The 23,776-nt window shown below is 62.3% G+C and carries 21 protein-coding genes and 1 pseudogene; 12 read left to right on the forward strand and 10 right to left on the reverse strand.

Annotation, left to right across the window (positions count from 1 at the left end; all coding sequences use genetic code 11):
* Positions 1–78: 78 nt before the first annotated feature.
* From V6M87_RS23495 to hutC, 5 genes are all read right to left on the reverse strand, one after another.
* Positions 79–1,797, reverse strand: a complete 1,719-nt coding sequence (locus V6M87_RS23495) for an ArnT family glycosyltransferase (RefSeq protein ID WP_332879098.1) — start codon at positions 1,795–1,797, stop codon at positions 79–81.
* A gap of 117 nt (positions 1,798–1,914) precedes the next feature.
* Complete coding sequence (locus V6M87_RS23500) at positions 1,915–2,184, reverse strand: type B 50S ribosomal protein L31 (protein ID WP_332879099.1); 270 nt, start codon at positions 2,182–2,184, stop codon at positions 1,915–1,917.
* 266 nt (positions 2,185–2,450) lie between these two features.
* A complete protein-coding gene (gene rho, locus V6M87_RS23505) occupies positions 2,451–3,713 on the reverse strand; it encodes a transcription termination factor Rho (protein WP_332879100.1) in 1,263 nt (420 codons plus the stop codon).
* A gap of 150 nt (positions 3,714–3,863) precedes the next feature.
* Complete coding sequence (gene trxA / locus V6M87_RS23510) at positions 3,864–4,190, reverse strand: thioredoxin TrxA (protein WP_332879101.1); 327 nt, start codon at positions 4,188–4,190, stop codon at positions 3,864–3,866.
* 267 nt (positions 4,191–4,457) lie between these two features.
* Positions 4,458–5,156 (reverse strand): histidine utilization repressor, encoded by a 699-nt coding sequence (gene hutC / locus V6M87_RS23515; RefSeq protein ID WP_332879102.1) that lies wholly within the window; start codon positions 5,154–5,156, stop codon positions 4,458–4,460.
* A gap of 179 nt (positions 5,157–5,335) precedes the next feature.
* Here hutC and ada point away from each other — a divergent pair, with 179 nt between their 5' ends.
* From ada to V6M87_RS23530, 3 genes are read left to right on the forward strand one after another with little or no spacing between them, the layout of a single operon-like run.
* Complete coding sequence (gene ada / locus V6M87_RS23520; RefSeq protein ID WP_332879103.1) at positions 5,336–6,391, forward strand: bifunctional DNA-binding transcriptional regulator/O6-methylguanine-DNA methyltransferase Ada; 1,056 nt, start codon at positions 5,336–5,338, stop codon at positions 6,389–6,391.
* A gap of 59 nt (positions 6,392–6,450) precedes the next feature.
* A complete protein-coding gene (locus V6M87_RS23525) occupies positions 6,451–8,103 on the forward strand; it encodes an amidohydrolase (RefSeq protein ID WP_332879104.1) in 1,653 nt (550 codons plus the stop codon).
* Entirely contained in the window at positions 8,100–8,720 is a 621-nt protein-coding gene (locus V6M87_RS23530; protein WP_332879105.1) for a hypothetical protein, read from the forward strand. The genes V6M87_RS23525 and V6M87_RS23530 overlap by 4 nt, the downstream gene beginning before the upstream one ends.
* A 130-nt stretch (positions 8,721–8,850) precedes the next feature.
* Here the strand turns inward: V6M87_RS23530 and V6M87_RS23535 are convergent, their stop codons facing one another.
* The 3 genes from V6M87_RS23535 to V6M87_RS23545 form a co-directional block, all read right to left on the reverse strand.
* A complete protein-coding gene (locus V6M87_RS23535; protein ID WP_332879106.1) occupies positions 8,851–9,246 on the reverse strand; it encodes a tellurite resistance TerB family protein in 396 nt (131 codons plus the stop codon).
* A 159-nt stretch (positions 9,247–9,405) separates the two neighbouring features.
* On the reverse strand, positions 9,406–10,371 hold the full coding sequence (locus V6M87_RS23540) for a TerC family protein (protein ID WP_332879107.1): 966 nt from the start codon (positions 10,369–10,371) through the stop codon (positions 9,406–9,408).
* Positions 10,368–10,754, reverse strand: coding sequence for an HPF/RaiA family ribosome-associated protein (locus tag V6M87_RS23545; protein ID WP_332879108.1), 387 nt, complete (start codon positions 10,752–10,754; stop codon positions 10,368–10,370). Before V6M87_RS23545 ends, V6M87_RS23540 begins: the two co-directional genes overlap by 4 nt.
* A 246-nt stretch (positions 10,755–11,000) precedes the next feature.
* On the opposite strand from V6M87_RS23545, the gene nhaR reads away from it, so the two are divergent.
* Positions 11,001–11,900, forward strand: coding sequence for a transcriptional activator NhaR (nhaR, locus tag V6M87_RS23550; protein WP_442920636.1), 900 nt, complete (start codon positions 11,001–11,003; stop codon positions 11,898–11,900).
* Between the two features lie 36 nt (positions 11,901–11,936).
* On the opposite strand, the gene tnpA is transcribed toward nhaR, so the two are convergent.
* On the reverse strand, positions 11,937–12,392 hold the full coding sequence (gene tnpA, locus V6M87_RS23555; protein WP_332879110.1) for an IS200/IS605 family transposase: 456 nt from the start codon (positions 12,390–12,392) through the stop codon (positions 11,937–11,939).
* A gap of 21 nt (positions 12,393–12,413) precedes the next feature.
* Here tnpA and V6M87_RS23560 point away from each other — a divergent pair.
* The 6 genes and pseudogenes from V6M87_RS23560 to V6M87_RS23585 all read left to right on the forward strand — a co-directional run bounded on the left by V6M87_RS23560 (position 12,414) and on the right by V6M87_RS23585 (position 19,300).
* Positions 12,414–13,631, forward strand: a pseudogene (locus tag V6M87_RS23560) (RNA-guided endonuclease InsQ/TnpB family protein).
* 269 nt (positions 13,632–13,900) lie between these two features.
* A complete protein-coding gene (locus V6M87_RS23565; RefSeq protein WP_332879111.1) occupies positions 13,901–15,460 on the forward strand; it encodes a methyl-accepting chemotaxis protein in 1,560 nt (519 codons plus the stop codon).
* A gap of 79 nt (positions 15,461–15,539) precedes the next feature.
* Positions 15,540–16,628 carry a hypothetical protein gene (locus V6M87_RS23570; RefSeq protein ID WP_332879112.1) on the forward strand — a complete coding sequence of 363 codons (1,089 nt, stop codon included), beginning with the start codon at positions 15,540–15,542 and terminating at the stop codon, positions 16,626–16,628.
* Positions 16,628–17,380: a GNAT family N-acetyltransferase gene (locus tag V6M87_RS23575; RefSeq protein WP_332879113.1), complete on the forward strand. Its 753-nt coding sequence runs from the start codon at positions 16,628–16,630 to the stop codon at positions 17,378–17,380. The genes V6M87_RS23570 and V6M87_RS23575 overlap by 1 nt, the downstream gene beginning before the upstream one ends.
* Positions 17,377–18,543, forward strand: coding sequence for a lysophospholipid transporter LplT (lplT, locus tag V6M87_RS23580; protein ID WP_332879114.1), 1,167 nt, complete (start codon positions 17,377–17,379; stop codon positions 18,541–18,543). Before V6M87_RS23575 ends, lplT begins: the two co-directional genes overlap by 4 nt.
* Complete coding sequence (locus V6M87_RS23585) at positions 18,536–19,300, forward strand: lysophospholipid acyltransferase family protein (protein ID WP_332879115.1); 765 nt, start codon at positions 18,536–18,538, stop codon at positions 19,298–19,300. The genes lplT and V6M87_RS23585 overlap by 8 nt, the downstream gene beginning before the upstream one ends.
* On the opposite strand, the gene V6M87_RS23590 is transcribed toward V6M87_RS23585, so the two are convergent.
* Positions 19,258–20,004: an SDR family oxidoreductase gene (locus V6M87_RS23590; protein ID WP_332879116.1), complete on the reverse strand. Its 747-nt coding sequence runs from the start codon at positions 20,002–20,004 to the stop codon at positions 19,258–19,260. The two genes, V6M87_RS23585 and V6M87_RS23590, sit on opposite strands and share 43 nt — an antisense overlap.
* On the opposite strand from V6M87_RS23590, the gene aspT reads away from it, so the two are divergent.
* A complete protein-coding gene (gene aspT, locus V6M87_RS23595) occupies positions 19,991–22,006 on the forward strand; it encodes an aspartate-alanine antiporter (protein WP_332879117.1) in 2,016 nt (671 codons plus the stop codon). The genes V6M87_RS23590 and aspT overlap by 14 nt on opposite strands.
* Before the next feature lie 19 nt (positions 22,007–22,025).
* Positions 22,026–23,672: a bifunctional aspartate transaminase/aspartate 4-decarboxylase gene (locus tag V6M87_RS23600; RefSeq protein ID WP_332879118.1), complete on the forward strand. Its 1,647-nt coding sequence runs from the start codon at positions 22,026–22,028 to the stop codon at positions 23,670–23,672.
* Positions 23,673–23,776 lie beyond the last annotated feature (104 nt).

Consider the following 23,776-nt stretch of genomic DNA (forward strand, 5'->3'; position numbering starts at 1 on the left):
GCCATTTTGCAAGCCTGCTTCACTGATAAATTGATATTGCACAAACCGGGAGCCCGGTTTGCGCAATGTTTCCGGCGGCTACGGTTTGCGGTACAGCCGGAAGCGTTCATCGCGGTCGGACGGGCGGCGGCCTTCCCAGAGCAGCGTGGCGCCGGTGACGTCGAAGCTGTGGTGTGCTTCCTTGTCCGCGCGCGCGCGCACGCTGTCCTGGGTCAGGACGTAGTCGCAGGCCTTGCTGTCGACGCGGGAGAACGGCAGCTGGCCATAAAACGCCAGCGAACCGCGCTGGGCTGGGCCGACATTCGAGTCGATGCAATGTGCCCCCGCGGGCAGACTGGCGGCGATCTCACGCGCCACGATGGCGTAGCTCCTGGCGTAATTCAGGTCCGGCAGGAACAGCGTCATCAACAGCACCCACAGCAGGATCAGCCCGCCCGAGGACAGCACCACGGCGCGCCACAGCACCGCTGGCTGGCGCGAGATGCGCCAGTACACCAGCGCGATCCAGCCAATGGTGGTGATGGCGGCGACCAGGAACGAGACGATGCCGAATTCCGGCGTGAAGCCCGGCACCAGTTTGAGTGCATTGTTTGCCATGCGTGGGGGGAAGCCGGTCAGCTTGGCGACCCAGAACAGCCACACCACCGCGCCCACCATCGTCAGCACCATCACCGAGAACCAGTCGATGGCGTTGATGGCGCCGCGTTTCATCGTCGGCAGGCCGAACGCCGCCATCAGCGACAGCGGGGGGAGGAGTTTCAGCAAGTCGCCGTTTTCCAGCACCGGATCGCACATCATCAACAGCGCCAGCACTGCCACGAAAACCAGCGGCAACACGATGTGCAGCATGTCGCGCTCGCGCCGCCAGGCGTAGATCGCCCACACGGCAAACGGCCAGGCTGGCCAGAAGAACCAGACGCCGACGCGGAAGAAGGCCTTCAACGAGGTCCAGTGCGGCAGGCCGAACTGGTCAGCATTCCACGCGATCCACTCGCTGATCGGGGCCATGCCGTACGGGCGCACCAGCAGCGCCGGCACGATCCACACCAGCGCGATGGCGCACGCAACCAGGGCTGCGACACCGGCGTGGCCCAGGGCCTTCGGCAGCGGCTGGCGCAACAGGCGCGTGCAGGTGAGCAGGGCGAGAACCAGGGCGATGGGTGAAATGAAGCCGCGCGTCAGGACCAGCGCGCCCAGCGACAGGCCGATCAGGCTGGCGTTGCGAGGCGACGGCAACTCGATGTAGCGCACCGCGCGGTACAGGAAATAGGCCAGCAGCGAGCCTTGCAGCGTGATGGCCAGCGTTTCGTGGCTGTGCTGCAACAGGCCCAGCGAGCCGAGGTAAATCAGGACGGCGGTGTCGGCCAGGGTGCGACCGTAGTCGTCCGGTTCCGGTTGCCCGCCGAAGGCCAGCCGCAGCGGTTGCGCTTCGGCGCGCCGGCCCAGGTGGAACGCCGTGTACCACAGCGACGCTGTGCCCAGCACGAAGATGCCGACAGTCGACACGCGCGCGGCCAGCACGTCGCCCAGCAGCCAGCCGAACAGTTTGATGCAGGCCGCGCCCAGCCAGAACGCCAGCGGGCCTTCTTCCACCGACGCCATGCCGGCGATGTTCGGGTACAGCCAGTCGTTCAGGGTGCCATGCGCCATGGTCCACATGATGCCGAAGCTGCCGGCGTCGCTTTTCCAGGGATCGCGCCCGATCAGGCCCGGCAGGATGTACAGCAGGCCGAGCGCGAACAGGGCCCAGCGGGGCAGGGCGAGCGTGGCGGCGGCGGGAAGGCGGACTGGTTTCATATTTGTTGCCGGGACAGAATGACGCGTAGTATAGCCGCGAATAAAAAAAGGAAGCCACCTGGGCTTCCTTCTTCTGAGAAACCCCGCAAGCGAGGTTCCTTTGCAGCGTGGTAAGACTTAGCCGTTTGCGACGGCAGTCTTCGAACCCACGGCGCCAAATTTCTGGCGGAATTTCTCGACGCGACCGGCGGTGTCGACGATTTTGTGCTTACCGGTGTAGAACGGGTGCGATTCAGCCGATACCTCGATCTTGATCAGTGGGTACTCTTTGCCTTCGAAGGTGATTTTTTCGCGGCTGTTGATCGTCGAACGGGTGATGAATTTGAAGTCGCAGGACATGTCTTGAAAGACGACGTCGCGGTATTCTGGGTGGATATCTTTACGCATGGTTTTGCCTTGGTTAGTTTGGTAGCCAAACAGCACTTCGTCGGTCGTCTTGCCTCTTGACCCGATTGCTGATCACTTGCCGGGGTTAAATACTGCAACCCGCGATTATACAGCGTTTAAATTAGTCGGACTAATAAAAAGGGCAGCCTTGGCTGCCCTCTGGTGATGCTGGTGCGGTGACGGTTGCTTGCTTTTTAACTCAGTATGGTTCCCGTTTTTCAACGGGATGACGAGCTAATGTTGCAAGGTAGCATCAGTGGTGGTTTTTAGCCGCCCCGGCGCATCATGTCGAAGAACTCCACGTTGTTCTTCGTTGCCTTCATCTTGTCGAGGATGAACTCCATCGCTTCGATCTCGTCCATCGAGTACAGCAACTTGCGCAGGATCCAGATTTTTTGCAGCTGGTCCGGCTTGATCAGCAGTTCTTCGCGGCGGGTACCCGATTTGTTCAGGTTGATTGCCGGGTAGACGCGTTTCTCGGCCAGGCGGCGCTCGAGGTGGACTTCCATGTTGCCGGTACCCTTGAATTCTTCAAAGATCACGTCATCCATGCGCGAACCGGTTTCGATCAGCGCCGTGGCGATGATGGTCAGCGAGCCGCCTTCTTCGATGTTACGGGCCGCGCCGAAGAAACGTTTCGGGCGCTGCAGCGCGTTGGCGTCGACACCACCGGTCAGGACCTTGCCCGAGGCAGGGATGACGGTGTTGTAGGCACGCGCCAGGCGGGTGATCGAATCGAGCAGGATCACGACGTCCTTCTTCATTTCGACCAGGCGCTTGGCTTTTTCCAGCACCATCTCGGCAACCTGCACGTGGCGGGTGGCCGGCTCGTCGAAGGTCGAGGCAACCACTTCGCCGCGCACCGAGCGCTGCATTTCGGTCACTTCTTCCGGACGTTCGTCGATCAGCAACACGATCAGCGTGCAGTCGGGATGGTTCGCGGTAATCGCGTGCGCCATGTGCTGCAGGATGACCGATTTGCCGGATTTAGGCGACGCCACCAGCAAGCCGCGCTGGCCTTTGCCGATCGGGGCGATCAGGTCGATGATGCGGCCGGTGATGTTTTCCTGGCCGTTCATGTCGCGTTCGAGGCGCAAGGGCTCGTTCGGGTGCAGTGGCGTCAGGTTTTCAAACAGGATGCGGTGTTTCGACATCTCGGGCGATTCGCCGTTGACCTTGTCGACTTTCACCAGTGCAAAGTAGCGCTCGCCGTCTTTCGGGGTGCGCACTTCGCCTTCGATCGAGTCGCCGGTGTGCAGATTGAAGCGGCGGATCTGCGATGGCGAGATGTAGATATCGTCGGTCGAGGCCATGTAGCTGGCATCGGGCGAGCGCAGGAAGCCGAAGCCGTCCGGCAGCACCTCGAGGGCGCCGTCGCCGAAGATCTGTTCGCCCGATTTCGCGCGTTTTTTCAGAATCGCGAACATCAGTTCCTGCTTGCGCAGGCGTGCCGCATTGTCGATATCGAGGCCAATTGCCATCTCCAGTAGCGCGGAGACGTGCATCGCCTTCAGTTCAGATAAGTGCATGTGTTGGGTGTCCCGTGACGGGAATGTAAAGGTAGGGGAGGGAACTGCGTGGATTAAACGGGGGAGGAAGATTCGGTCGAAGCCAATATGCTTCCCAACCCGGACAAAAACGTCAGCGCAGGCGCACTGACGTTGCTAATGGTATCAGAATCAGATATTGCTGTCGATAAACGACGTCAGCTGGCCCTTGGCCATCGCGCCGACCTTCTGGGCATGCGCCACGCCGTTTTTAAACAGGATCAGGGTCGGGATGCCGCGGATGCCGAACTTGGCTGGTACGGCCGTGTTCGCATCGACGTCCAGCTTGACGATGGAGATCTTGCCTTCGTAGGCGGCAGCTACTTCCTCGAGAATCGGAGCGATCGATTTGCAAGGACCGCACCATTCGGCCCAGAAGTCGACCAATACTGGGAGACTGGACTTGAGGACGTCGGTTTCGAAGGATGCGTCGGTGATGTGTTTGATATTTTCGCTCATATTTTCCTCAGTCAGAGGTAAGGACTTTTGTTGATCACGCCTGGGATGATGCCGCTCTTGTCTGGCATCGTCGGCCGGCTTCGTATTGATAAAACTGCCTGCAGCTTCCACATTGGGCCGCATTGCACGAATTTCAATAAGAGGAAGGGGGCAAGAGAACGCCAGGGCGGGGATTTCGCCGAAATAATACCCTATTTTTTTGTAATGTGGCGGCGGTGTGTATCAATTCTCAACACGGAACCGGAAGGATGCCGGAATGCGGCGCAATTATCCGACAGTTCCGGTGAATTGCGACAGCGCACCCGGATGCCACATCGTCACCACCGACGCCACCAGCTCCTGCGACGTGGTGCGGCGCCGCAGCACGAGGCAGCAGGCGCCGGCCTCGATGGTCAGCATGCTGGCAATGTCCGGCGGCGCCGGCAAGGCTTCGATGCTGTAGGTGGCGCCCTGCAGCGGCGCGGCCGCCATCAGGTGTTCGTTCGGCGTGATCGCCTGGAAATTTTGCGCCAGGTAGGCCGGGGCACAGGCCGGGTTGACCCAGCGGTCTTCCACCTGCAGCGCGACCTCGTCTTCGAAGTGGACAATGACGGAATGGAACAGCATGGCACCGCCGGGCAGGCCGAACTGGGCGGCCAGCAGGGGCGTTGCAGGGGTCGGCGCCAGCAGGCGCACGCTGCTGCGGTGCACGCGCCCGCGGGCCCGGATTTCATCGGCAATATTGCGGATTTCGACCAGCGTTGCCTGGTATTTTTGCGGCGCCACGAAGGTGCCGGCACCCTGGCGGCGGGTCAGCACATTTTCTGCGGTCAATTCCCGCACGGCACGGTTGACGGTCATGCGCGAAACGCCGAACTGGCGCACCAGGGCCTGCTCGGAGGGCACCAATTCTCCGGCTTTCCAGCGCCCGGCGGCAATTTCGCCGCTCAGGTAATCCTTGATGCGCTGAAAGATCGGAACGGTCACCGGGACATCCTCTTGCGCAATCTGCTGCTCCACTTTACTCTCCGCCGACGGCACCGAAGGCCCGATTCTAGCACTGTCATTTTGAAAGCAAATTTGAAAGCAAATTTGAAAGCAAGAGCCGGGATGCAGCCGCTGGCGGCCCGGCGCACGATGCAGACTTCATCGAAATGGAGGCAATCATGACCGATCTGCATACCGATGCCGTCCGCTGGGACGCCGTGCAGCGCCGCGACAGCGCCTTCGACGGCGTCTTCTATTACTCGGTGCGCACCACCGGCGTGTTTTGCCGGCCGTCGTGCGCGGCCCGCACGGCATTGCGCCGCAACGTGGCGTTTCACGCCAGTTGCACGGATGCAGAAGCGGCCGGTTTTCGCCCCTGCCTGCGCTGCCGCCCCGACCTGCCGCCGCTGGCCGAGCGCCAGGCCGCAGCCGTCGCCAAAGCCTGCGCACTGATCGATGCCAGTGCGCAAGCGCTCGACCTGGACACGCTGGCCGCTGCCTGCGGCATGAGCAAATTTCACTTCCACCGCATCTTCAAGGCGCACACCGGCATCACGCCGAAAGCGTATGCGGCAGCCCGGCGCGCGGCGCGTGTCACCGAACAACTGGATAACGGCACCTCCGTCACCGACGCCATCTATGCCGCCGGGTTCAATTCCAGCGGCCGCTTTTATGCCAGTGCCGATGGCCGCCTGGGCATGACGCCCACGCGCTACCGCCAGGGCGGCAATGGCGAAACCATCCGCTTTGCCATCGGCGCCTGTTCGCTCGGCGCGATCCTGGTGGCGGCGACCGGCAAGGGCATCTGCGCAATCCTGATCGGCGACGATCCCGACGTGCTGGCGCGCGACCTGCAGGACCGCTTTCCACACGCGCTGCTGGAAGGCGCCGACGCCGCTTTCGACCGCACCGTGGCGCTTGTCGTCGGCTTCGTCGAAGCGCCGCGGATCGGCCTGACACTGCCGCTCGATGTGCGCGGCACCGCGTTCCAGCAGAGAGTGTGGGAAGCGTTGCGCGCCATTCCTGCCGGCGTGACGGTCAGTTACGCCGAACTGGCCGCGCGCGTGGGCGTGCCCACCGGCGCGCGCGCAGTCGCCGGTGCGTGTGCGGCCAACCCGGTGGCGGTGGCGATTCCCTGTCACCGGGTGGTGCGCAACGATGGCGCACTGTCCGGCTACCGCTGGGGCGTCGAACGCAAGCGTATCCTCCTCGATCGAGAGTCAGCGATTGATTAATTGATAAAAGTCGTTACACTCGTTGGCTCCAGTAACTGATCCATTTCGGAGAGCCCCCGATGCGCCGCATTTCCCTGCTAGTCCTCGCTTTGACGGGCACGCTTGCCCACGCCGACACCGTCCTCGACAACGCCAACGGCTACACCCTCACCAGCGCCGGCAAGCTGCAGCGCTTCGTGTCGATGGCCTTCGACGACAAGGGCCGCATCCTGGCCGTCGGCAATGCCAGGGAGGTGAACGCGAAAGCGCCAGCAGCGCGCCACATCGACGTGCGGGGTAAAACCGTGCTGCCGGGCCTGATCGACGCGCACGGCCACGTGTTTGGCCTGGGCGACGTGCTCACCCAGCTCGACATGGCCAATATTCCGACCCTGGCCGAGGCCTTGAGCGCCGTGGCAACCTATGCCAACGCGCACCCGGGTCAGACCTGGCTGCGCGGCTTCGGCTGGAACCAGGAAATCTGGAAACTGGGCCGCTTCCCGACCGCGCAGGAACTCGACGGCGCGGTGGCGGACCGCGCGGTCTGGCTGGAGCGCGTCGATGGCCACGCCGGCTGGGCGAATAACAAGGCGCTGGCGGCGGCCGGCATCACCAACAGCACGCCCGACCCGGTCGGCGGCAAGATCATCCGTGACAAGGATGGCGTGGCCACCGGCGTGCTGGTCGACGCGGCCAAGGCGCTGGTCGAAAAAGTGTTGCCGCAGCAGGGCGAGGCCGAATCGCGCCTGGTGCTCGATGCGGCGCTGGCCAGGCTGGCGTCCGTCGGTTTGACCACCGTGCATGACGCCGGCGTCACGGTGGCCAACGACCGCCTGTACCGCGCTTACGCCGACCAAGGCAAACTGACGGCGCGCGTCTACGCCATGATCGGCGGTACCGATGCCGACTTCGACCAGCTCTCGAAAAATGGTCCGTTAAAAGATTACGCCAGCGGCATGTACGCACTGCGCGCCGTGAAACTGTATTCGGACGGCGCGCTGGGCAGCCGCGGCGCCGCGCTGATCGAGCCGTACAGCGACGAGCCGAAATCGCACGGTTTGCTGTTCCACACCATGCCCGAGATGGACGCGATGATCAAAAAGGCGATGGCGGCCGGCTACCAGGTCAACGTGCACGCCATCGGCGACGCCGGCAACCGCCAGATCCTCGACATCTACGCGCGCGAAGTCGGCGCCACCAGGAGCAGCGCGCAGCGCCACCGCATCGAGCACGCGCAGGTGGTAAAACTGGCCGATATCCCGCGCTTCAAAGCGATCGGCATCATCCCGTCGATGCAGCCGACCCACGCGACGTCCGACAAGAACATGGCCGAGCAGCGCCTCGGTGCCGAGCGCATCAAGGGCGCCTACGCCTGGCGCACCTTCCTGAAACAGGGTTCGCGCATTGCCTGCGGGTCGGATTTCCCGGTCGAGTCAGCGAACCCGTTCTTCGGCATCCATGCCGCCGTCACGCGCCAGGATGCGACCAACCTGCCGGCCGGCGGCTGGTATCCCGACCAGGCCATGACGCTCACCGAAGCGCTGCGCTGCTTCACGCTCGATGCCGCGTATGCCGGTCACCAGGAAAAATCGATTGGCTCGCTGGAAGCGGGCAAGCAGGCCGATTTCATCGTCATCGACCAGGATTTGTTCACCATGCCGAAACAGGACATTCACAAGGTCGGCGTGCTGCAGACCTGGGTGGCGGGGCGCCAGGTTTACCTGAGAAAATGATGACGATACGCCGCCTTCTCATCGCCATGCTTGGCGTCACGATGCACTTGTCCAGCGCGCACGCCGGCACCGGTTACCACGGTTTTTCGATCGACCAGTCGGCGCGGCAGCTGGCGCCTGATGTTATGGCGTCGCTCAATGCGCAGCTCGACATCGTCGAAGCGGTCGGCTTGCCGCCAGCCGTGCTCGCTGCGCTGAAAGCCACGCCGATCATTGTCGATCCGGATTTGCGCGGCAATCCCGGCATTTTTGCCGTGCGTGGCGGCGCTGGCGCGGTGTATGTCCAGCCGATCGTCTTCGCGGCCCACAAGCCGATTTTGCTGCATGAACTGCTGCATGCCTATCACTTCGGCACGCTTGGTTTAAACCGTCCGGAAATCGTGCAGACGTTCCAGCGCACGCGCGACGGCAACCGCTTTCCGGCGCAGTTCAAGTCCTCGCACTTTCTCGAAAACGGCAAGGAGTTTTTTGCCGTGACCAGCACGCTGTATTTGTTTGGCGATATCCAGCAGCCGCCGTTCAGCTGCAATGCATTGGCCAAGCTCGATCCAGACTACCTGGACTTCCTTGCGGCGCAGTTTGGCGCGCATACCTGCCACGCAGGGGTGGCAAATTAGCAATATGCCGTATTAACATTTCTATTCGTCCGACGACAGCGAGGGCGCACTTCGATGTCGGCTCAAAGGCGCAGTGAGCGCCGCTCCGGATGATGCCGACACGCACTTGGACGGGCGCTGGCGACTCGCGCTAGATTGCCAACAGGCGGGTAGTGCTGAAACCGGTTTCCGCGCCCCATTGCGCGCTGGCGCGCGCCAGGAGGATCGCTTCACCGTCGGCAAGCCAGCCGTCCGCGTCCGCGATTTTCCACATTGCCCGCAAGAGCTGGCGCCTCAAATCGGGGGCATCGATTTCCTGGAGCAGCTGGTCGATCAAGTCAGGGTCGAGCTGGACCAGGCCATGGGTCGTGACTGTAAGCAAGTCATCGCACAGATCCTGGAGCAGCTGATGGAAAGTGAGCGGATCGAGCGACACATGGCCGAGGATCCGGCTATTCTCCATTGCGATCAATTCGCACGGCGCGAGATTGCCATCGACCACCATCGTCAATGCCAGCAATCGGCCGGCGGCTTGCTTGCTATTCATTTGGTACGCGCGCATCACTACTCCCAATAAAAAAATTTACCTCGCCCGCAATCAGGGCGGCGGTTCTGTCAAAAATTAAATCAGTTCGGCGGCCGCAATCTGTGCTCGCCGCTCAAGTTCGTTGGATGGTTGGGGGCTGGCTGCCCAGCCCCCCACCATCTACTTCTCCGGCCTGGCGCGCGAGATCCACAGACTTGCCACGCAGCTCGCCGCGATCAGCACGAAGACAACGAGCAGCGACGCTTGCACCGGCACGTGGTACCACGGCATGATCAGCATCTTCACGCCGATAAATACAAGCACCATCGCCAGGCCGTACTTGAGCAGCGGGAAGCGGTCGGCCACGTCCACCAGCAGGAAGTACAGGGCCCGCAAACCCAGGATGGCGAACATGTTCGAGGTGAAGACGATGAACGGATCGGTCGTGATCGCGAAGATCGCCGGGATCGAATCGACTGCAAATATCAGGTCGGTCACTTCGATCAGGATCAGCACCAGGAACAGCGGCGTTACGTAATGCAAGCCATCCTTCTTCACGAAGAACTTCTCGGCATGGTCGCCCTCGGCCACCCGCAGGTGGCGGCGCGCGAAACGCAGCACGGGATTGTTGGCCACATCCGGTTCCTGGTCGGCCGCCACCAACATGCGGAACCCGGTGAACAGGAGGAACGCGCCAAACAGGTACAGCACCCAGCTAAATTCGCTCACCACCCACGCACCGGCACTGATCATGATGGCGCGCATGACGATTGCGCCTAGCACGCCGTAAATGAGCACCCGCCGCTGGTACTGCTGGGGCACCTGGAATGCCGTGAAAATGAGCAGGAAGACGAATACGTTGTCGACCGACAGGCTCTTTTCAATCAGGTAGCCGGACAGGAACTCGATCGACTTCTGGCTGGCGATGTCGGCTCCCACGGTGCCGTTCAGGTGCCACCACAGGCCGGCGCAAAACAGCAGCGCCAGGCTCACCCAGACGACGGACCAGGTGGCCGCTTCCTTGATGCTGACCTTGTGCGCCTTGTTACCACCAAAGACGAACAAGTCCAGGGCCAGCATCACCAGCACAAAGCCGACAAAGCCGGCCCACATCGGCGCGCTGGCAATCGATTCCAGGCCGTTCATCGGATACTCCCGGCGGCGTTCGCCTCAGGTCCGTGCGACAGCTCGCTCAGCTCCACTGGCGCCGGACGCTGGTGGGAAAAGTCGCGCCTGCGCTGGATCTGGCGCACGATGGTGCGGCCGGCGCGGTCGGCAGCGCGGTTGATGGCCACGTACAGATCGGCCTCCACATCCTCGATGATCACTTCGCGTCCGCCGCCCAGCAGCACATGGATGCGGCAGCGCTTGTCCACGCCGCCGCGCGGGCCATTGATGTCGGACAGGGAGATGTCGAGCTGGCGCATGTGCTCACTTGCCCAGCCGAGCGCTGTGGCCACGCGCAGCTCGGTGTGGGTGCGTAGCGCCTGGGACAGCTGGAAACCGTGGGCCTGGATGGTAGGACGCATGATGTTCTCCTGGTTGGTTGATCGCTTCACTATACGTTTGGCCCATGCCATGTACAAATCGAATATTCCGTATTGAATACTCGAAAAAATCGAATGGTTGACTTGCACAATGCTGCGCTCCATTCGACAACCTGGAAGGAGAAACGGCCCTTCGAAAAGCTGTATAAATTGCTCGACAGGCGACAACGAGCTTGCAAGATTCCGACTATAGTTCGACTCCGATTCGTTTTTTTCGATGAGATAACCATGGCCGGCCTTAACTACAAACACTTGCGCTACTTTTGGATGGTGGCCAAGACTGGCAGCATTGCCAGTGCGGCTGCCAAGTTGCACCTGACGCCGCAATCGATCTCCGGACAGCTCACCGAATTTGCCGAGGTGCTGGGGGTCGAGCTGTTCCGCCGCGTGGGGCGCAATCTGGAGGTGACGGAAACGGGCCGTCGTATCCTCAGTTACGCGGAAGAGATCTTCAGTGCCGGTGATGAACTGATGGATCTGGTCAAGGACAAGAGCCTGACCACTGCGATGCTGTTTCGCGTCGGCTGCGCCGATTCGGTGTCGAAAATGATTGCCTGCCGTCTGCTGGAGCCGGCAATGCAGCTGGGAGAACCGGTCAAGATGGTCTGCCGGGAAGGGCGCCTGGCTAGTCTGATCGCCGATCTGGCGATTCACAAGCTGGACTTGGTCATTGCGGACCGCTCGTTGCCCAGGCAGATGAGCGTGCGCGGCTACAGCCACCTGCTAGGTGAAAGCAGTTTGACGGCGTTTGCGGCGCCTGCATTGATCGAACAAATCGGCAGCAGCTTTCCCGCATGCCTGAACGGCGCGCCCGTGCTGCTGCCGGGCGAAGATTTCGCCATTCACCAGCGCGTGTTGCACTGGATGGAAAAAAACAATGTGCACCCGCGCGTGGTCGGCGAATTCGATGACAGTGCAATGATGAAAGCCTTTGGCCATGCCGGCGCAGGCGTGTTCTTTGCGCCGACCGTGATCGCCGCGCAGATCAGCGAACAGTATCGGGTGGCGGTGCTTGGCCATATCGACACGTTGGTGGAACAGGTGTATGCCATCACCACCGAGCGCAGGATCAGTCACCCGGCGGCTGTGGCAATCAGCGCGATGGCGCGGAAGCAGCTGTTTACTTGAGCAGGTGTGCGGCAAGCCCCGTCCTTAAGGGCGGGGTCAAGAGCGCGGACGGCACAGCCGTCCGGTTTTGCGCCTCGAGTGAGGCGTCTGCTGCTGCTCGTTGTACTGGCGGATAACTGCAATGGGCGCACCACCACAGCTGCCGGCGAAGCAGGACGGCGACCACAGCGCGCCGCCCCATAGCTTCTTGCGGATGCCCGGGTAGTTCTTCTTCCGAATCATCCGGCTGGACACGCCCTTCAAACTGTTAACAAGATTCGAGACGGAAACTTTTGGCGGATAGTTCACCAGCAAGTGAACGTGGTCATCCTCGCCGTCGAATTCCACCAGTTCCGCTTCAAAGTCCGCGCAGACGCTGGCTAACAATGGTCGCAAGTCGTCAAGAATCTCTTTTGTGAAGACTTCGCGGCGGTATTTTGTCACGAAGACCCAATGGACGTGCATTCGAAAAACGCAGTGTCTTCCGTGGCGAATGTCGTTGTCATTACTCATAGTCCAAACTATGATTGAACGATGCAGCGCTTACAAGCCTACAAATACGAACTGATGCCAAACGGCGAGCAAGAGCGCGCTATGCGCCGCTTCGCTGGGTCGTGCCGGTTCGCCTAAAACAAGGCGCTGGCGATGCAGAAGGAGAACCACGAGGCAGGTAACAAGTTCATCGGCTTCGCTGGGCTGTGCAAGGCGCTCACCGGCTGGCGTAATGGCATCGAGACGCCGTGGCTAAAGGACGCGCCCTGCCACCCGCTACAACAGGCGCTCAAGGACTTGGAAAAGGCATACAAGAACTTCTTCGAGAAGCGCGCCGACTTCCCCAGCTTCAAACGTAAAGGCAGCGGCGACAGCTTCCGTTACCCGGACCCGAAACAGATCAAGCTCGATCAGGCCAACAACCGTCTCTTTCTTCCCAGGTTGGGCTGGCTGCGTTACCGCAACAGCCGGGACGTTCTCAGCGAACTGCGCAACGTCACCGTGAGCCTGTCTGGCGGCAAGTGGTTCGCGTCGATTCAGACGCAGCGCGACGTCGAACAGCCGTTGCCCACGGCGACGACGGCCATCGGTATCGATGTCGGCGTGGCCAGGTTCGCCACCATGAGCGACGCCAGCTTCATCACGCCGCTCAACAGCTTCAGGAAACACCAGCACCGCCTTGCGCGCTACCAGCGCCGCATGAGCCGCAAGGTCAAATTCAGCAACAACTGGAAGAAGGCGAAAGCCCGCATCCAGAAGATTCACACCGGCATCGCCAACGCCCGGAAAGACTTCCTGCACAAGTGCACAACGACGATCAGCCAAAACCACGCGCTCGTATGCATCGAGGATTTGCAGGTACGGAACATGTCCAGGTCTTCCAAGGGCAACAGCGAACAGCACGGCAAGATGGTGCGCCAGAAGTCCGGCCTCAATCGTGCCATTCTCGACCAGGGTTGGGGCGAGTTCCGCCGCCAGCTTGGCTACAAGATCGCATGGAACGGCGGCATGCTACTAGCAGTTCCACCGCACCACACCAGCCAGACGTGTCCGTCCTGTGGCCATGTCTCAAAGGATAATCGGCAGACTCAGGCCAAATTCCTGTGTGCCGATTGCGGCTACGAAAATCACGCCGATGTGGTCGGCGCGATCAATGTTTTAGAGCGGGGATACCGCTTGTTAGCCTGTGGAGAGTCGGCGCAGTCAGGCCGCTCGATGAAGCAGGAACCCACCGAAGCGACTGCGCAAATTACCACGTAGCGCCGTAGAAATCCCCTTCCTTCAGGGAGGGGAGGATGTCAAAATGGAAGTGTCCGAAAAAGTCAGGGTGCCTCGGTCACTACATAGGCGCCACAGGTGATTCAGAAAAACGACGCCTGTTCACGGCAATTCTTGTGGTAAATTTCCCAGATGCCCTATTAACATTTCCATTCGTCCCGCAATGTTGTACCTTGAAGAATTGGTGCCTCAAAGAATTTTTTGATTCACCGCAACACGCTGACAGCGCTTTCAAGGCGCGGGACGGAGACATGAATTTCACATCACCAGCCATGCGCCTGGCTGCCATTGCCCTTGCGGCGATCGCCGCCGGCGCCCTTGTCGCATGCGCCGCGCGCTGGTTTGCGCCGGCCGCCAGCGCTTTCCTCATCGTGAACGTGCTGGCCAGCGCCATCAGCGTTGCTGTATTTGCACTGTTGTCGCGCCCCCGCAACGACAGCGAGGGCGCACTGTTCGAGGTCGTCGGCGGCTCGGTCGACGCCATCATGATTGGCGCCGCCGAAACGGCGTTTTTTGTCGACTCCGTCAAAAAGAAAATCGACCAGGACGTCGCCGCCGTCGGCGCCATGGTGACCGACGCCGCCATCGTGGCGAGCAGCACCGAGCAGATCGCCAACCACGCCCAGCGCGCCGTCGACGTGGCCACCCAGGTGCGCCAGCAAAGCGTGGCCGGCCGCACCGAAGTCGACCAGGGCTTGACACGTATCAGCAGCGCCGGCAAGCAGGCGCAAGACGCCGCCGCGACCATGGTGGCATTGCAGGCCAAATCGAAAGGCATCGCCGGTTTTACCGAAGTCATCGCCGAAATCTCGGCGCGCACCAATTTGCTGGCGCTGAACGCCGCCATCGAAGCGGCGCGTGCCGGCGAGCACGGGCGCGGTTTTGCCGTGGTGGCTGGCGAAGTGCGCCAACTGGCCCAGCGCACCAAGGAAGCCACCGACGAAATCGGCCTGATGGTGCGGGCGATTAACGAGCAGGCCGAACAGGCCAGCGTCGCCATGCAGGCGCTGACAACTGCCGTGGAAGACGCCACCGCGAATGTCGGTCGGGTACACGGTTTCCTCGGCAGCATCGAACAATCGGCGGGCGAGTCCGAGCGCGAAATTGGCCAGATCGCCGGCGAAGCGCTGCGCCACGTCGAGACCACCCGCGCCATCATGGAGTCGCTCTCGCGCGTCGACGCCAGCCTGCTGTCGACCGATCAACAATTGCCGCTGGCCGCGAATGCGGCAATGGCGCTGGCCGACCAGGCCGAGGCGATCGCCGCGGCCCTGAGCGACTCGAACGTGCGCACCAGCCACGACGCCATCCGTGCCGCTGCGCAAGGGGCCGCGACCGACATCGGCCGGCTGTTCAGCGCCGCCATTGCGTCGGGCAAGATCACCCGCGACGCATTGTTCGACCGCCGCTACCGCCCCATCCCCGACACCAATCCGCCCAAGCACCACTCCCGCTTCGACGGATTTACCGACGCCGTCCTGCCCGACCTGCAAGAGGCGTTGCTCGTTGCGATGCCCCAGCTGGCCTATTGCGGCGCGGTCGACAACAATGGCTATTTCCCGACGCACAACAAAAAATTCTCGCAGCCGCTGACCGGCGACTATGACGTCGACATCGTCAACAACCGCACCAAGCGCATCTTCAACGACCGCACCGGCGGGCGCTGCGGTGCTAACAAAAAGCCGTTCCTGCTGCAAACCTATAAACGCGACACGGGCGAAGTGATGCATGATCTGTCTGCGCCGATCTACGTCGACGGCGCGCACTGGGGCGGATTCCGCATCGGGTATCGCTCCAGCGCCCCTGCATAACCCAGCTGTGTTCGTTGGCTAACTGAACAGGATGCGCGGCTGTGGGATGCTTGAATCCCGATCATTATCTTGACCTGCCATGTTCCCCGACCGCGTCCTCGCCGGCGATGCGCCTGCCTTCGAACCGAAGCGCGGCGCCCTCGAACGCCTGCCCAAGTGGGCGATCATCGCCCCACTGGCATGCCAGTGGCTGTATCTGTCCCTGCGCTTCGGCGGGTTCACGGTGCCCAGCGCCGCCAATCCGGCCCTGACTGCCGGTGGCCTGGTGGGCGAAGGCAAGCGCGAATATTTCGACAGCATGGGCGCGCTGGCGCGCGCGGCCACGGCGCCGTTTGCCAGCGTGCGCAAACACCGCGGCCTGGACCAACCGGCGCTGCAAGCGGCCATGGCCAGCGCCGGGCTGGACTTCCCGATTATCGTCAAGCCTGACCTGGGCATGTGCGGCTACGGTGTGCGCAAGGTCGATACCTTGCGTGAACTGTTTTGCTACGCCTTTCATTTTCCCGATGCCGAAACGATGATCCTGCAGCAGTACCTGCCGGAAGAAAACGAGGCCGGTATTTTTTATGCCCGCGATCCGGTGACCGGACAGGGCCGGGTGCTGGGCCTGGCGCTGCGATATTTTCCGCAGGTAATTGGCGACGGTCGCAATTCCATCGAGCAATTAATTCAGGCCAGTTGCCGCGCCGGACGCTCGCTAGGCAAATGCACCCACCGTGGCAGCGCCGACCTGGCGCGCGTGCCGGCGGCCGGTGAGCGTGTGCGGCTCTCGACCATCGGCTCGACCCGCGTCGGCGGCCTGTACCGCGACGGCAAGGATTGCATTACCCCGGCGCTCACGGCCAGCATCGACGCCATCGCGCGCGACATGACCGATTTCCACTTCGGCCGCTTCGACGTGCGGTTTACCACCTGCGAGGCGCTGCGCGCGGGCAGCGGCTTTACCATCATGGAGGTGAACGGCGCCGGATCCGAGGCCATCGAGGCCTGGGATCCGGCGACCGGCCTGGTGGCGGGATTGCGCACCATCTTCGCCAAGCAACGCCGACTGTTCGAGATCGGCGCGGCCAACCGCAAGCGCGGCGCGGCCGCCATCGGCCTGTTCGAACTGGCGCGCCTGAATGCTGCGCAGCAGCGCTTGCTCGATACCTACCCGCCCTCCAACTGATGCTGGCCTGCCCGTCCATCGCATACGACTGGACCTTCCAGGTGGGCTGGGCGGCCAGCGAGGACGAGGTGGCCGCCGCACAGCGCCTGCGTTTCGACGTCTTCGCAGGCGAAATGGGTGCCCAATTGCAGCCCGACGCCATGGCGGCCCGGCTCGACCGCGACTGCTTCGATCCGTTCTGCGAACACCTGCTGGTGTGGGCGGTAGAGCGCAGCGGGCAGGCGCCGCGCCAGCTGGTCGGCACCTATCGCGTGCTCACGCCGGCCGGCGCGCGCCAGGCCGGCGGCCTGTATGCCGACCAGGAATTCGACCTGGCGCCGCTGGATCACCTGCGCAGCCACATGGTCGAGCTGGGGCGCGCCTGCGTCAGTCCGGCATGGCGATCCGGCGGCGTGATTCTGGCGCTGTGGTCGGCGCTGGGCCAGTACATGGTCCAGCATCGCTTCGATACCATGGTCGGCTGCGCCAGCGTCGCGCTGGCCGATGCCTGCGCACTGTGGCATGGCGTGCGCCACACGTACCTGGCGCGCCAGGCTTGGCAGGTACAGCCGCGCTGCGCGCTGGTGCTGGTCGACGCGGTGCCGCTGGCCCTGCGCGCGATGCCGCCGCTCATCAAGGGTTACCTGCGCGGCGGCGCCAAAGTGCTGGGGCCGCCGTCCTGGGACGCCAGTTTTGGCACCGCCGACCTGCCCATCATGATGCGAATGGATGAATTGTCGGCGCGCTACCGCGCCCAATTCCTGACCGGATGAAGCGCGCAATCAACGGCGCGCCTTCCGTGCGGCGCACGCTGGCCGCTGTGCTTGGCGCGCAATTGCTGACGTCGCTGGCCGACAATGCCCTGTTGATCGTCGCCATCGCGCTGCTGGAAAGTGGCGCCGCGCCAGCCTGGGCCACTCCCGCGCTGCGCATCTGTTTCTATGCGGCTTACGTCGTGCTGGCGCCGCTGGCCGGCCCCCTGGCCGACCGCTGGCCCAAGGGCCGCCTGATGTTGCTGGTGAACCTGTTGAAATTGCTGGGCGCCGGCGCGCTGGCGTGCGGCGCCGATCCCCTGATCGTGTTCGGCGCCATTGGCCTGGGTGCGGCGGCCTACGCCCCGGCGCGCTACGGCATCTTGCCGGAACTGGCCAGCGGTCGCGCGCTGGTGCGCGCCAATGCGGCGATGGAAATCGTCACCATCGTGTCGATCCTGGCCGGCGTGGCGCTGGGCAGCCTGATGGTGGCCAGCGGCGCCGTCAAGGCGGCCTGCATCGTGCTGGCCGCGCTGTACGCGCTGGCGGCGGCCAGTGCGCTGCTGGTGGGGAAATCGCCGGCCCAGCCGTTGGCGCCGGCCAGCGGCTTTTACGCCGCCCTCAAGACCCTGTTGCGGGACGATTCCGCGCGTTTCTCCCTGGGCGTGACCAGCGTGTTCTGGGCCTGCGCCGCCGTGCTGCAATTTCTCATGATCGCCTGGGCGCGCCAAGCGCTCGGCTTGCCGCTGGCCGGCGCGGCCCTGTTGCCGGCGCTGCTGGCGCTGGGCATGGTCGGCGGTGCGCTGGGGGCAGGGCACGCCCACGCGGCCGCCACCCGCAGTGCCGTGGTGCTGCGCGCCTGCCTGCTGGGCGGCGGCATCCTGGCCATGACGCAGGTGAGCAGCGTGTGGGCGGCCGCCGTGCTGCTGCTGGCGACCGGCGTGCTGGCCGGTGCTTTATTGGTGCCGATGAACGCGGTTTTGCAGCAGCGCGGCGTCAGCCTGATGCGTCCGGGCGTGTCAGTGGCCGTGCAGAATTTCCTCGAAAATGGCTTGTCGGTGGGCTTCCTCGCGCTGTACGGCATCGGCGTGGCGCTGGGCGCGTCGCTCGACGCCACCATTTATGTCTTGGGCGCCGCCACCATCGTGCTGGTCAGCGTGCTGGCGCTGGGCAAGCATGATTAATTTGCGCTTATTGCAGGTGGGCGTGCATCTGCTCTCCGGCCTGCTGCAGTGCGCACTGCTGTTTCCCTTCCTGTCACCAGCGCGCCGCAACGCGCTGGTGCGGCGCTGGTCGCGCGGCTTGCTGCGGGTGTTTCGCGTCCGGTTGGTGGTCAGCGGCCCGGGGCACGGCGAGGCGGCCGGGGCGGTGGTGGCGAACCACGTCTCGTGGATCGATGTGTTCGTGCTGAATGCCATCGGCACCTGTCGCTTCGTGGCGAAATCCGAGGTGCGCGGCTGGCCGGCGATCGGCTGGCTCAGCGCGCGCGCGGGGACCATTTATGTGGCGCGCGGCGCGCGCGCAGGACTGCTGACGGCGAACGCCACCATCGCGGCCCATCTGGGCGAGCGCGAGCGGCTGGCGTTTTTTCCGGAGGGGACGTCGGGGCCGCAGGGCAGCTTGTTGCCGTTTCACGCCAACCTGTTCCACGGCGTGATCGCGGCGGACGCGCCGGTGCATCCGGTGGCAATCGCGTATGTGGGCGCGGATGGCCAGCTGAGCGCGGCCGCGGAATACATCGGCGCCATGTCGCTGTGGGACAGCATCGTCAGCCTGTTGCGTCATGGCCCCTTCGAGGCCAGAGTTGCCCTGCTGGCGCCGATCGCCTCGACCGGCATCGAGCGGCGGGAGTTGGCGGTGCAGTCCCAGGCTGCGATCGGCGCCAGCCTGGCGCAGTGTCAGCGCCCTCCGGATACGTCGATGAAGGTGCCGGTGCTGTAGGACGCCTCGGGCGAGAGCAGCCACAAGGCCGCCTGCGCCACTTCGTCGGGGTGGCCGCCGCGCTGCATGGGGACCGACGCGCGCAATCGGTCGACGCGTCCGGGTTCGCCGCCGCTGCCGTGCATGTCCGTGTAGATCAGGCCGGGCCGCACGCCGTTGACGCGGATGCCTTCGCTGGCCACTTCCTTCGCCAGGCCGATCGTCATGGCCTCCACCGCAGCCTTCGAGGCCGCATAGTCGACATATTCGCCGGGCGCGCCGAGCACCGCGGCGCGCGACGACATGTTGACAATGGCGCCGCCCTTGCCGCCATGCCGGGTCGACATGCGCCGCACGGCTTCGCGCGCGCACAGAAAGCTGCCGACGACGTTGCTGGCCATCACGCGCAGGATGCGGGCCGCGTCCATCTGGTCGACGCGCATCTGCGGGGACAGCATGGCGGCGTTGTTGATCAGGGCGGTCAGCGGGCCGAAGCGCGTGTCGATGGCGGCAAACATGCGTTCCACATCGGCTTCCTGCGCAATGTCAGCCTGGATGGCGAAGGCGGTGCCGCCCATGTTCTCGATGGCGGCGACGACGCTGGCGGCAGCGGCGCTGTCCTGGCGATAGTTGACGCCCACCTGGTAGCCGTGGCGGGCAGCCAGCGCGGCGCATGCGGCGCCGATGCCGCGTGAGGCGCCGGTGATGAGGATGATCTTTTCCATTGTGCGGAGCGCCTTGTCATGGTTTGGAAGCGTCAAATATAGCATCCCATCGCAAGCCGGCAGAGCGAGCCGGTTGCGTATGCACGGCGTTGTTGCGCGTATCGACATGGTGCTGTGTGTGGAGCCACACGCAGAAAATCAGGTGGCTCAACGATACTCAAGCGCGTACTGGCCGATGTCCTATTTCTGCGCGTTGATCGGTCACCGGTTCTCCGATTGCGTTCCGCAGCATGAACTCAATGCACCGGCGCGTGCACACCTTACTCTGGCGAAAAATCATCATGGAACTGCAATGGAATTGATTCAGCATCTGCTTGTACGCGAGCCATTACTGGCGCTGTTTGCCACGATTGGACTCGGCTATCTGGTCGGAAAAATCAAGATTGGGCGTTTTGTTCTCGGCGGGATCGCCGGAACCTTGCTGGTGGGTGTTGTGATCGGCCAGTTGGGCATCGAGGTCAATGGCGGCATCAAGGCGATCTTCTTCGCGCTGTTTATTTACGCGGTCGGGTTCCAGGGTGGCCCGCAGTTTTTTCATGCTCTGAACCGACGCTCACTCAATCAACTGGCGTCGGCATTTGTGATGTGCGCGACGGGTCTGTTATGCGTGTTGCTCGCTGCCTGGATGTTCGATCTCGATCGCGGCATGGCTGCCGGCCTGGCCGCTGGCGGGCTGACCCAGTCGGCCATCATCGGCACCGCCGGTGATGCCATCGCCAAGCTTGGTTTGGCCCCTGACCTGATCAAGACGATGCAAACCAACGTCGCGGTTGGCTATGCGGTTTGCTACATCTTTGGGTCGCTCGGACCAATCGTGATGGTCACGTGGTTCCTGCCGATGGTGATGCGCTGGGACATTCGTCAGGAAGCCGTCAAGCTTGCTGCTGCAATCTCCGGGGGGCACGCCGAACTCGACCCGGGTCAGTTCAATGCAGCGCGTGCCGTTGCCACGCGCATGTATCTGGTTGCGCACGACAGCGCGGCTGTCAACCAGACTGCCCTGGCGATCGACATTGCGCTCTCGGATGCCTCAGTAGAAGCGGTTTATCGCGCTGGGGAAGCGCTGCCGATCGCGGACGGCATCGTGGTGCTGGCCGGCGACACGGTGGCCGTTACCGGGATGGTTGTCGTGATGGAAGCCGCAGCCGATTACTTCGGCCAGGAAGTCAGCGCGCCGGAGAACATGTTGCTGGTGCAGGAGAGCCGTGAAATCATTTTGACCAATCGCGCGCTGAGCGGGCGTGAAGTCGGCGAAATTCACGACCACGTGGCGGTGGATATGCGCCACGGCGTATTTTTGACACGGGTCTTGCGCATGGGCCTGGCGCTTCCGCTGCTGAACAAGATCACGCTGAAAAGCGGTGATGAACTGCACTTCATCGGCAGCCCTGTGGACCTGGACCGGGTGCAGGCAAAAATTGGCTACAGGATCAATCCGGCAGCGGTCACCGATTTCATCTTCATGGGATTGGGCATGCTGATCGGCATCCTGATCGGCATGGTGCAGTTCCATATCATGGGCATCCCGATCTCGATCGGCAGCGGCGGCGGCTGTTTGCTCTCCGGACTGATTTTTGGCTGGCTGCGCAGCGTCCATCCGCGCGTGTCAGCACTGCCCTTGGGCGCCTCCAATTTCTTACGCGATTTTGGTCTTGCGGTCTTTGTTGGCATCGTCGGGATCTCGGCGGGACCGCAGGCATTGGTCGCGATCCGGCAGTATGGCTTCACGCTGCTGTTGCTCGGCGTTGGCGTGACGCTGATACCCCAAGTCGTGACGTTCTTTTTTTCATGGTACGTGCTGCGCATTCGCAATCCAATCGAAGCGCTCGCCTGTGTCGCCGGCGGTCGCAGCGCCAACCCGGCTTTCGCAGCGCTGCTCGACAAAGCAGGCAATGCGACCCCTGTCGTGTCTTTTACCGTTACTTACGCCGTTGCCAACGTATTTCTGACCCTTTGGGGGCCGGTCATCGTTGGCATCATCACCAAAAATGCCGCCACCTAAACTGCGATCGAGTCCTATCATGCAGCAACAAGATTTTCAGCAATTTGCCAACCTTAGCCCGTTTGAACTCAAGGATCAGCTTATCGCTATCGCTTCCTCGGACGCCCAACGCATGATGCTCAATGCGGGGCGCGGCAATCCGAATTTTCTGGCAACCCTGCCGCGTTGGGCATTCCTCAGCCTGGGCGATTTTTCCATGCGCGAGGCCGAGCGATCCTATTCGTATCTCGACAGCGGCTTTGGCGGTCTGCCTGAGCGCAGCGGCATTGTGCAGCGGTTCGATAGTTACGCAACCGCGCATCGCAGCACGGCCGGTGTGCGCTTTCTGCTTGCGGCGATTTCCTATGTGAAGGATCAGCTCGGCCTTGATCAGGAGCTGTTTCTGCTCGAGATGGTGACAGCTTTTCTTGGTTGTAATTACCCGACCCCGCCGCGCATGCTGGTGCACACGGAAGAAATCGTCAAAGCGTATCTGGCGCAGGAAATGTTCGGCCCGATCGCACATCAGGGACCGTTTTCGGTGTTTGCTACCGAGGGCGGCACGGCGGCGATGACGTATATTTTCCAAACTTTGAAGGCGAATGGCTTGATCAAGCCTGGCGACAAGATCGCCATCAGCACGCCGATCTTTTCACCCTATCTGGAAATTCCGCTACTGGCCGAGTACGGCCTTGAGATCGTTGAAATCCGCATGGATGGGCATGCCGACTGGCAGCTGCCGGCCAGTGAAATCGACAAGCTGCGCGATCCGGCAGTAAAGCTGTTTTGCCTCGTCAATCCGAGCAATCCACCCTCGACCAAGCTGTCAGATCCGGTTCTCGATCAACTGGCCTCGCTGGTGGCGCAGCAACGCCCGGACCTGTTCATCGTCACCGATGATGTATACGGTACCTTTGCAGATAATTTTGTGTCGCTATTTGCAAAGTGCCCACGGAATGCTCTGTGCGTGTACTCATTCTCCAAGTTTTTCGGCGCAACCGGATGGCGCCTCGGCACCATTGCACTACATGACGATAATGTCTTTGACGCGGCGCTGGCGGCATTGCCGGAAGCGAAAAAAGTGCTCCTCGATGCGCGCTACGCCTCACTCACCACCACGCCCCGCACCATTCGTTTTATCGATCGACTGGTCGCTGACAGCCGCGCAGTCGCGCTCAACCATACTGCCGGATTATCACTCCCCCAGCAACTCCAGATGGCACTGTTCGCGCTCAACGGACTCATGGACCGGGAACACCGCTACAAGGAGTCGGCCAAACAGCTGCTGCGCAAACGCTATCAGACCTTGTATCGCAACATGGGGATAGAGGCGCTGCGCACGCCGAATGACGTGAACTATTACTCGTTGATCGATTTGCAGGAAATTGGTGGCACCTTGTATGGACCCGAATTCGAAGCATGGTTCATCCGCAGCGATCTGGGTATCAGCTTTCTTTTCCGACTTGCCAAAGAGACCGGTGTGGTGCTGCTGCCGGGTAATGGGTTTGACGTGATCGACACGTCGGCGCGAGTCTCGCTGGCCAACCTGACCGAGATCGAGTACGCGGCAATCGGCAAATTTACGCGCGATGTACTCGATGAGTGTTATCAGGATTTCAGGGATAGCTTGCCAATGCCTGCAACCGACGTTCAGCCCCCGCGCGCAATGCCATTGCATCCTGGCTGATCGTTTTAGTTGCACTCGAGGTTAAGCGTTTAGTTTCGTGTGATCATATTCCTCGTCGCAGCATGGCGTTGTTCCGCGCCAAAGCCGTGCTTGACGAGTTGATC

Source organism: Massilia sp. S19_KUP03_FR1 (genome assembly GCF_036688685.1).
Taxonomy (GTDB): Bacteria; Pseudomonadota; Gammaproteobacteria; order Burkholderiales; family Burkholderiaceae_D; genus JALYUM01.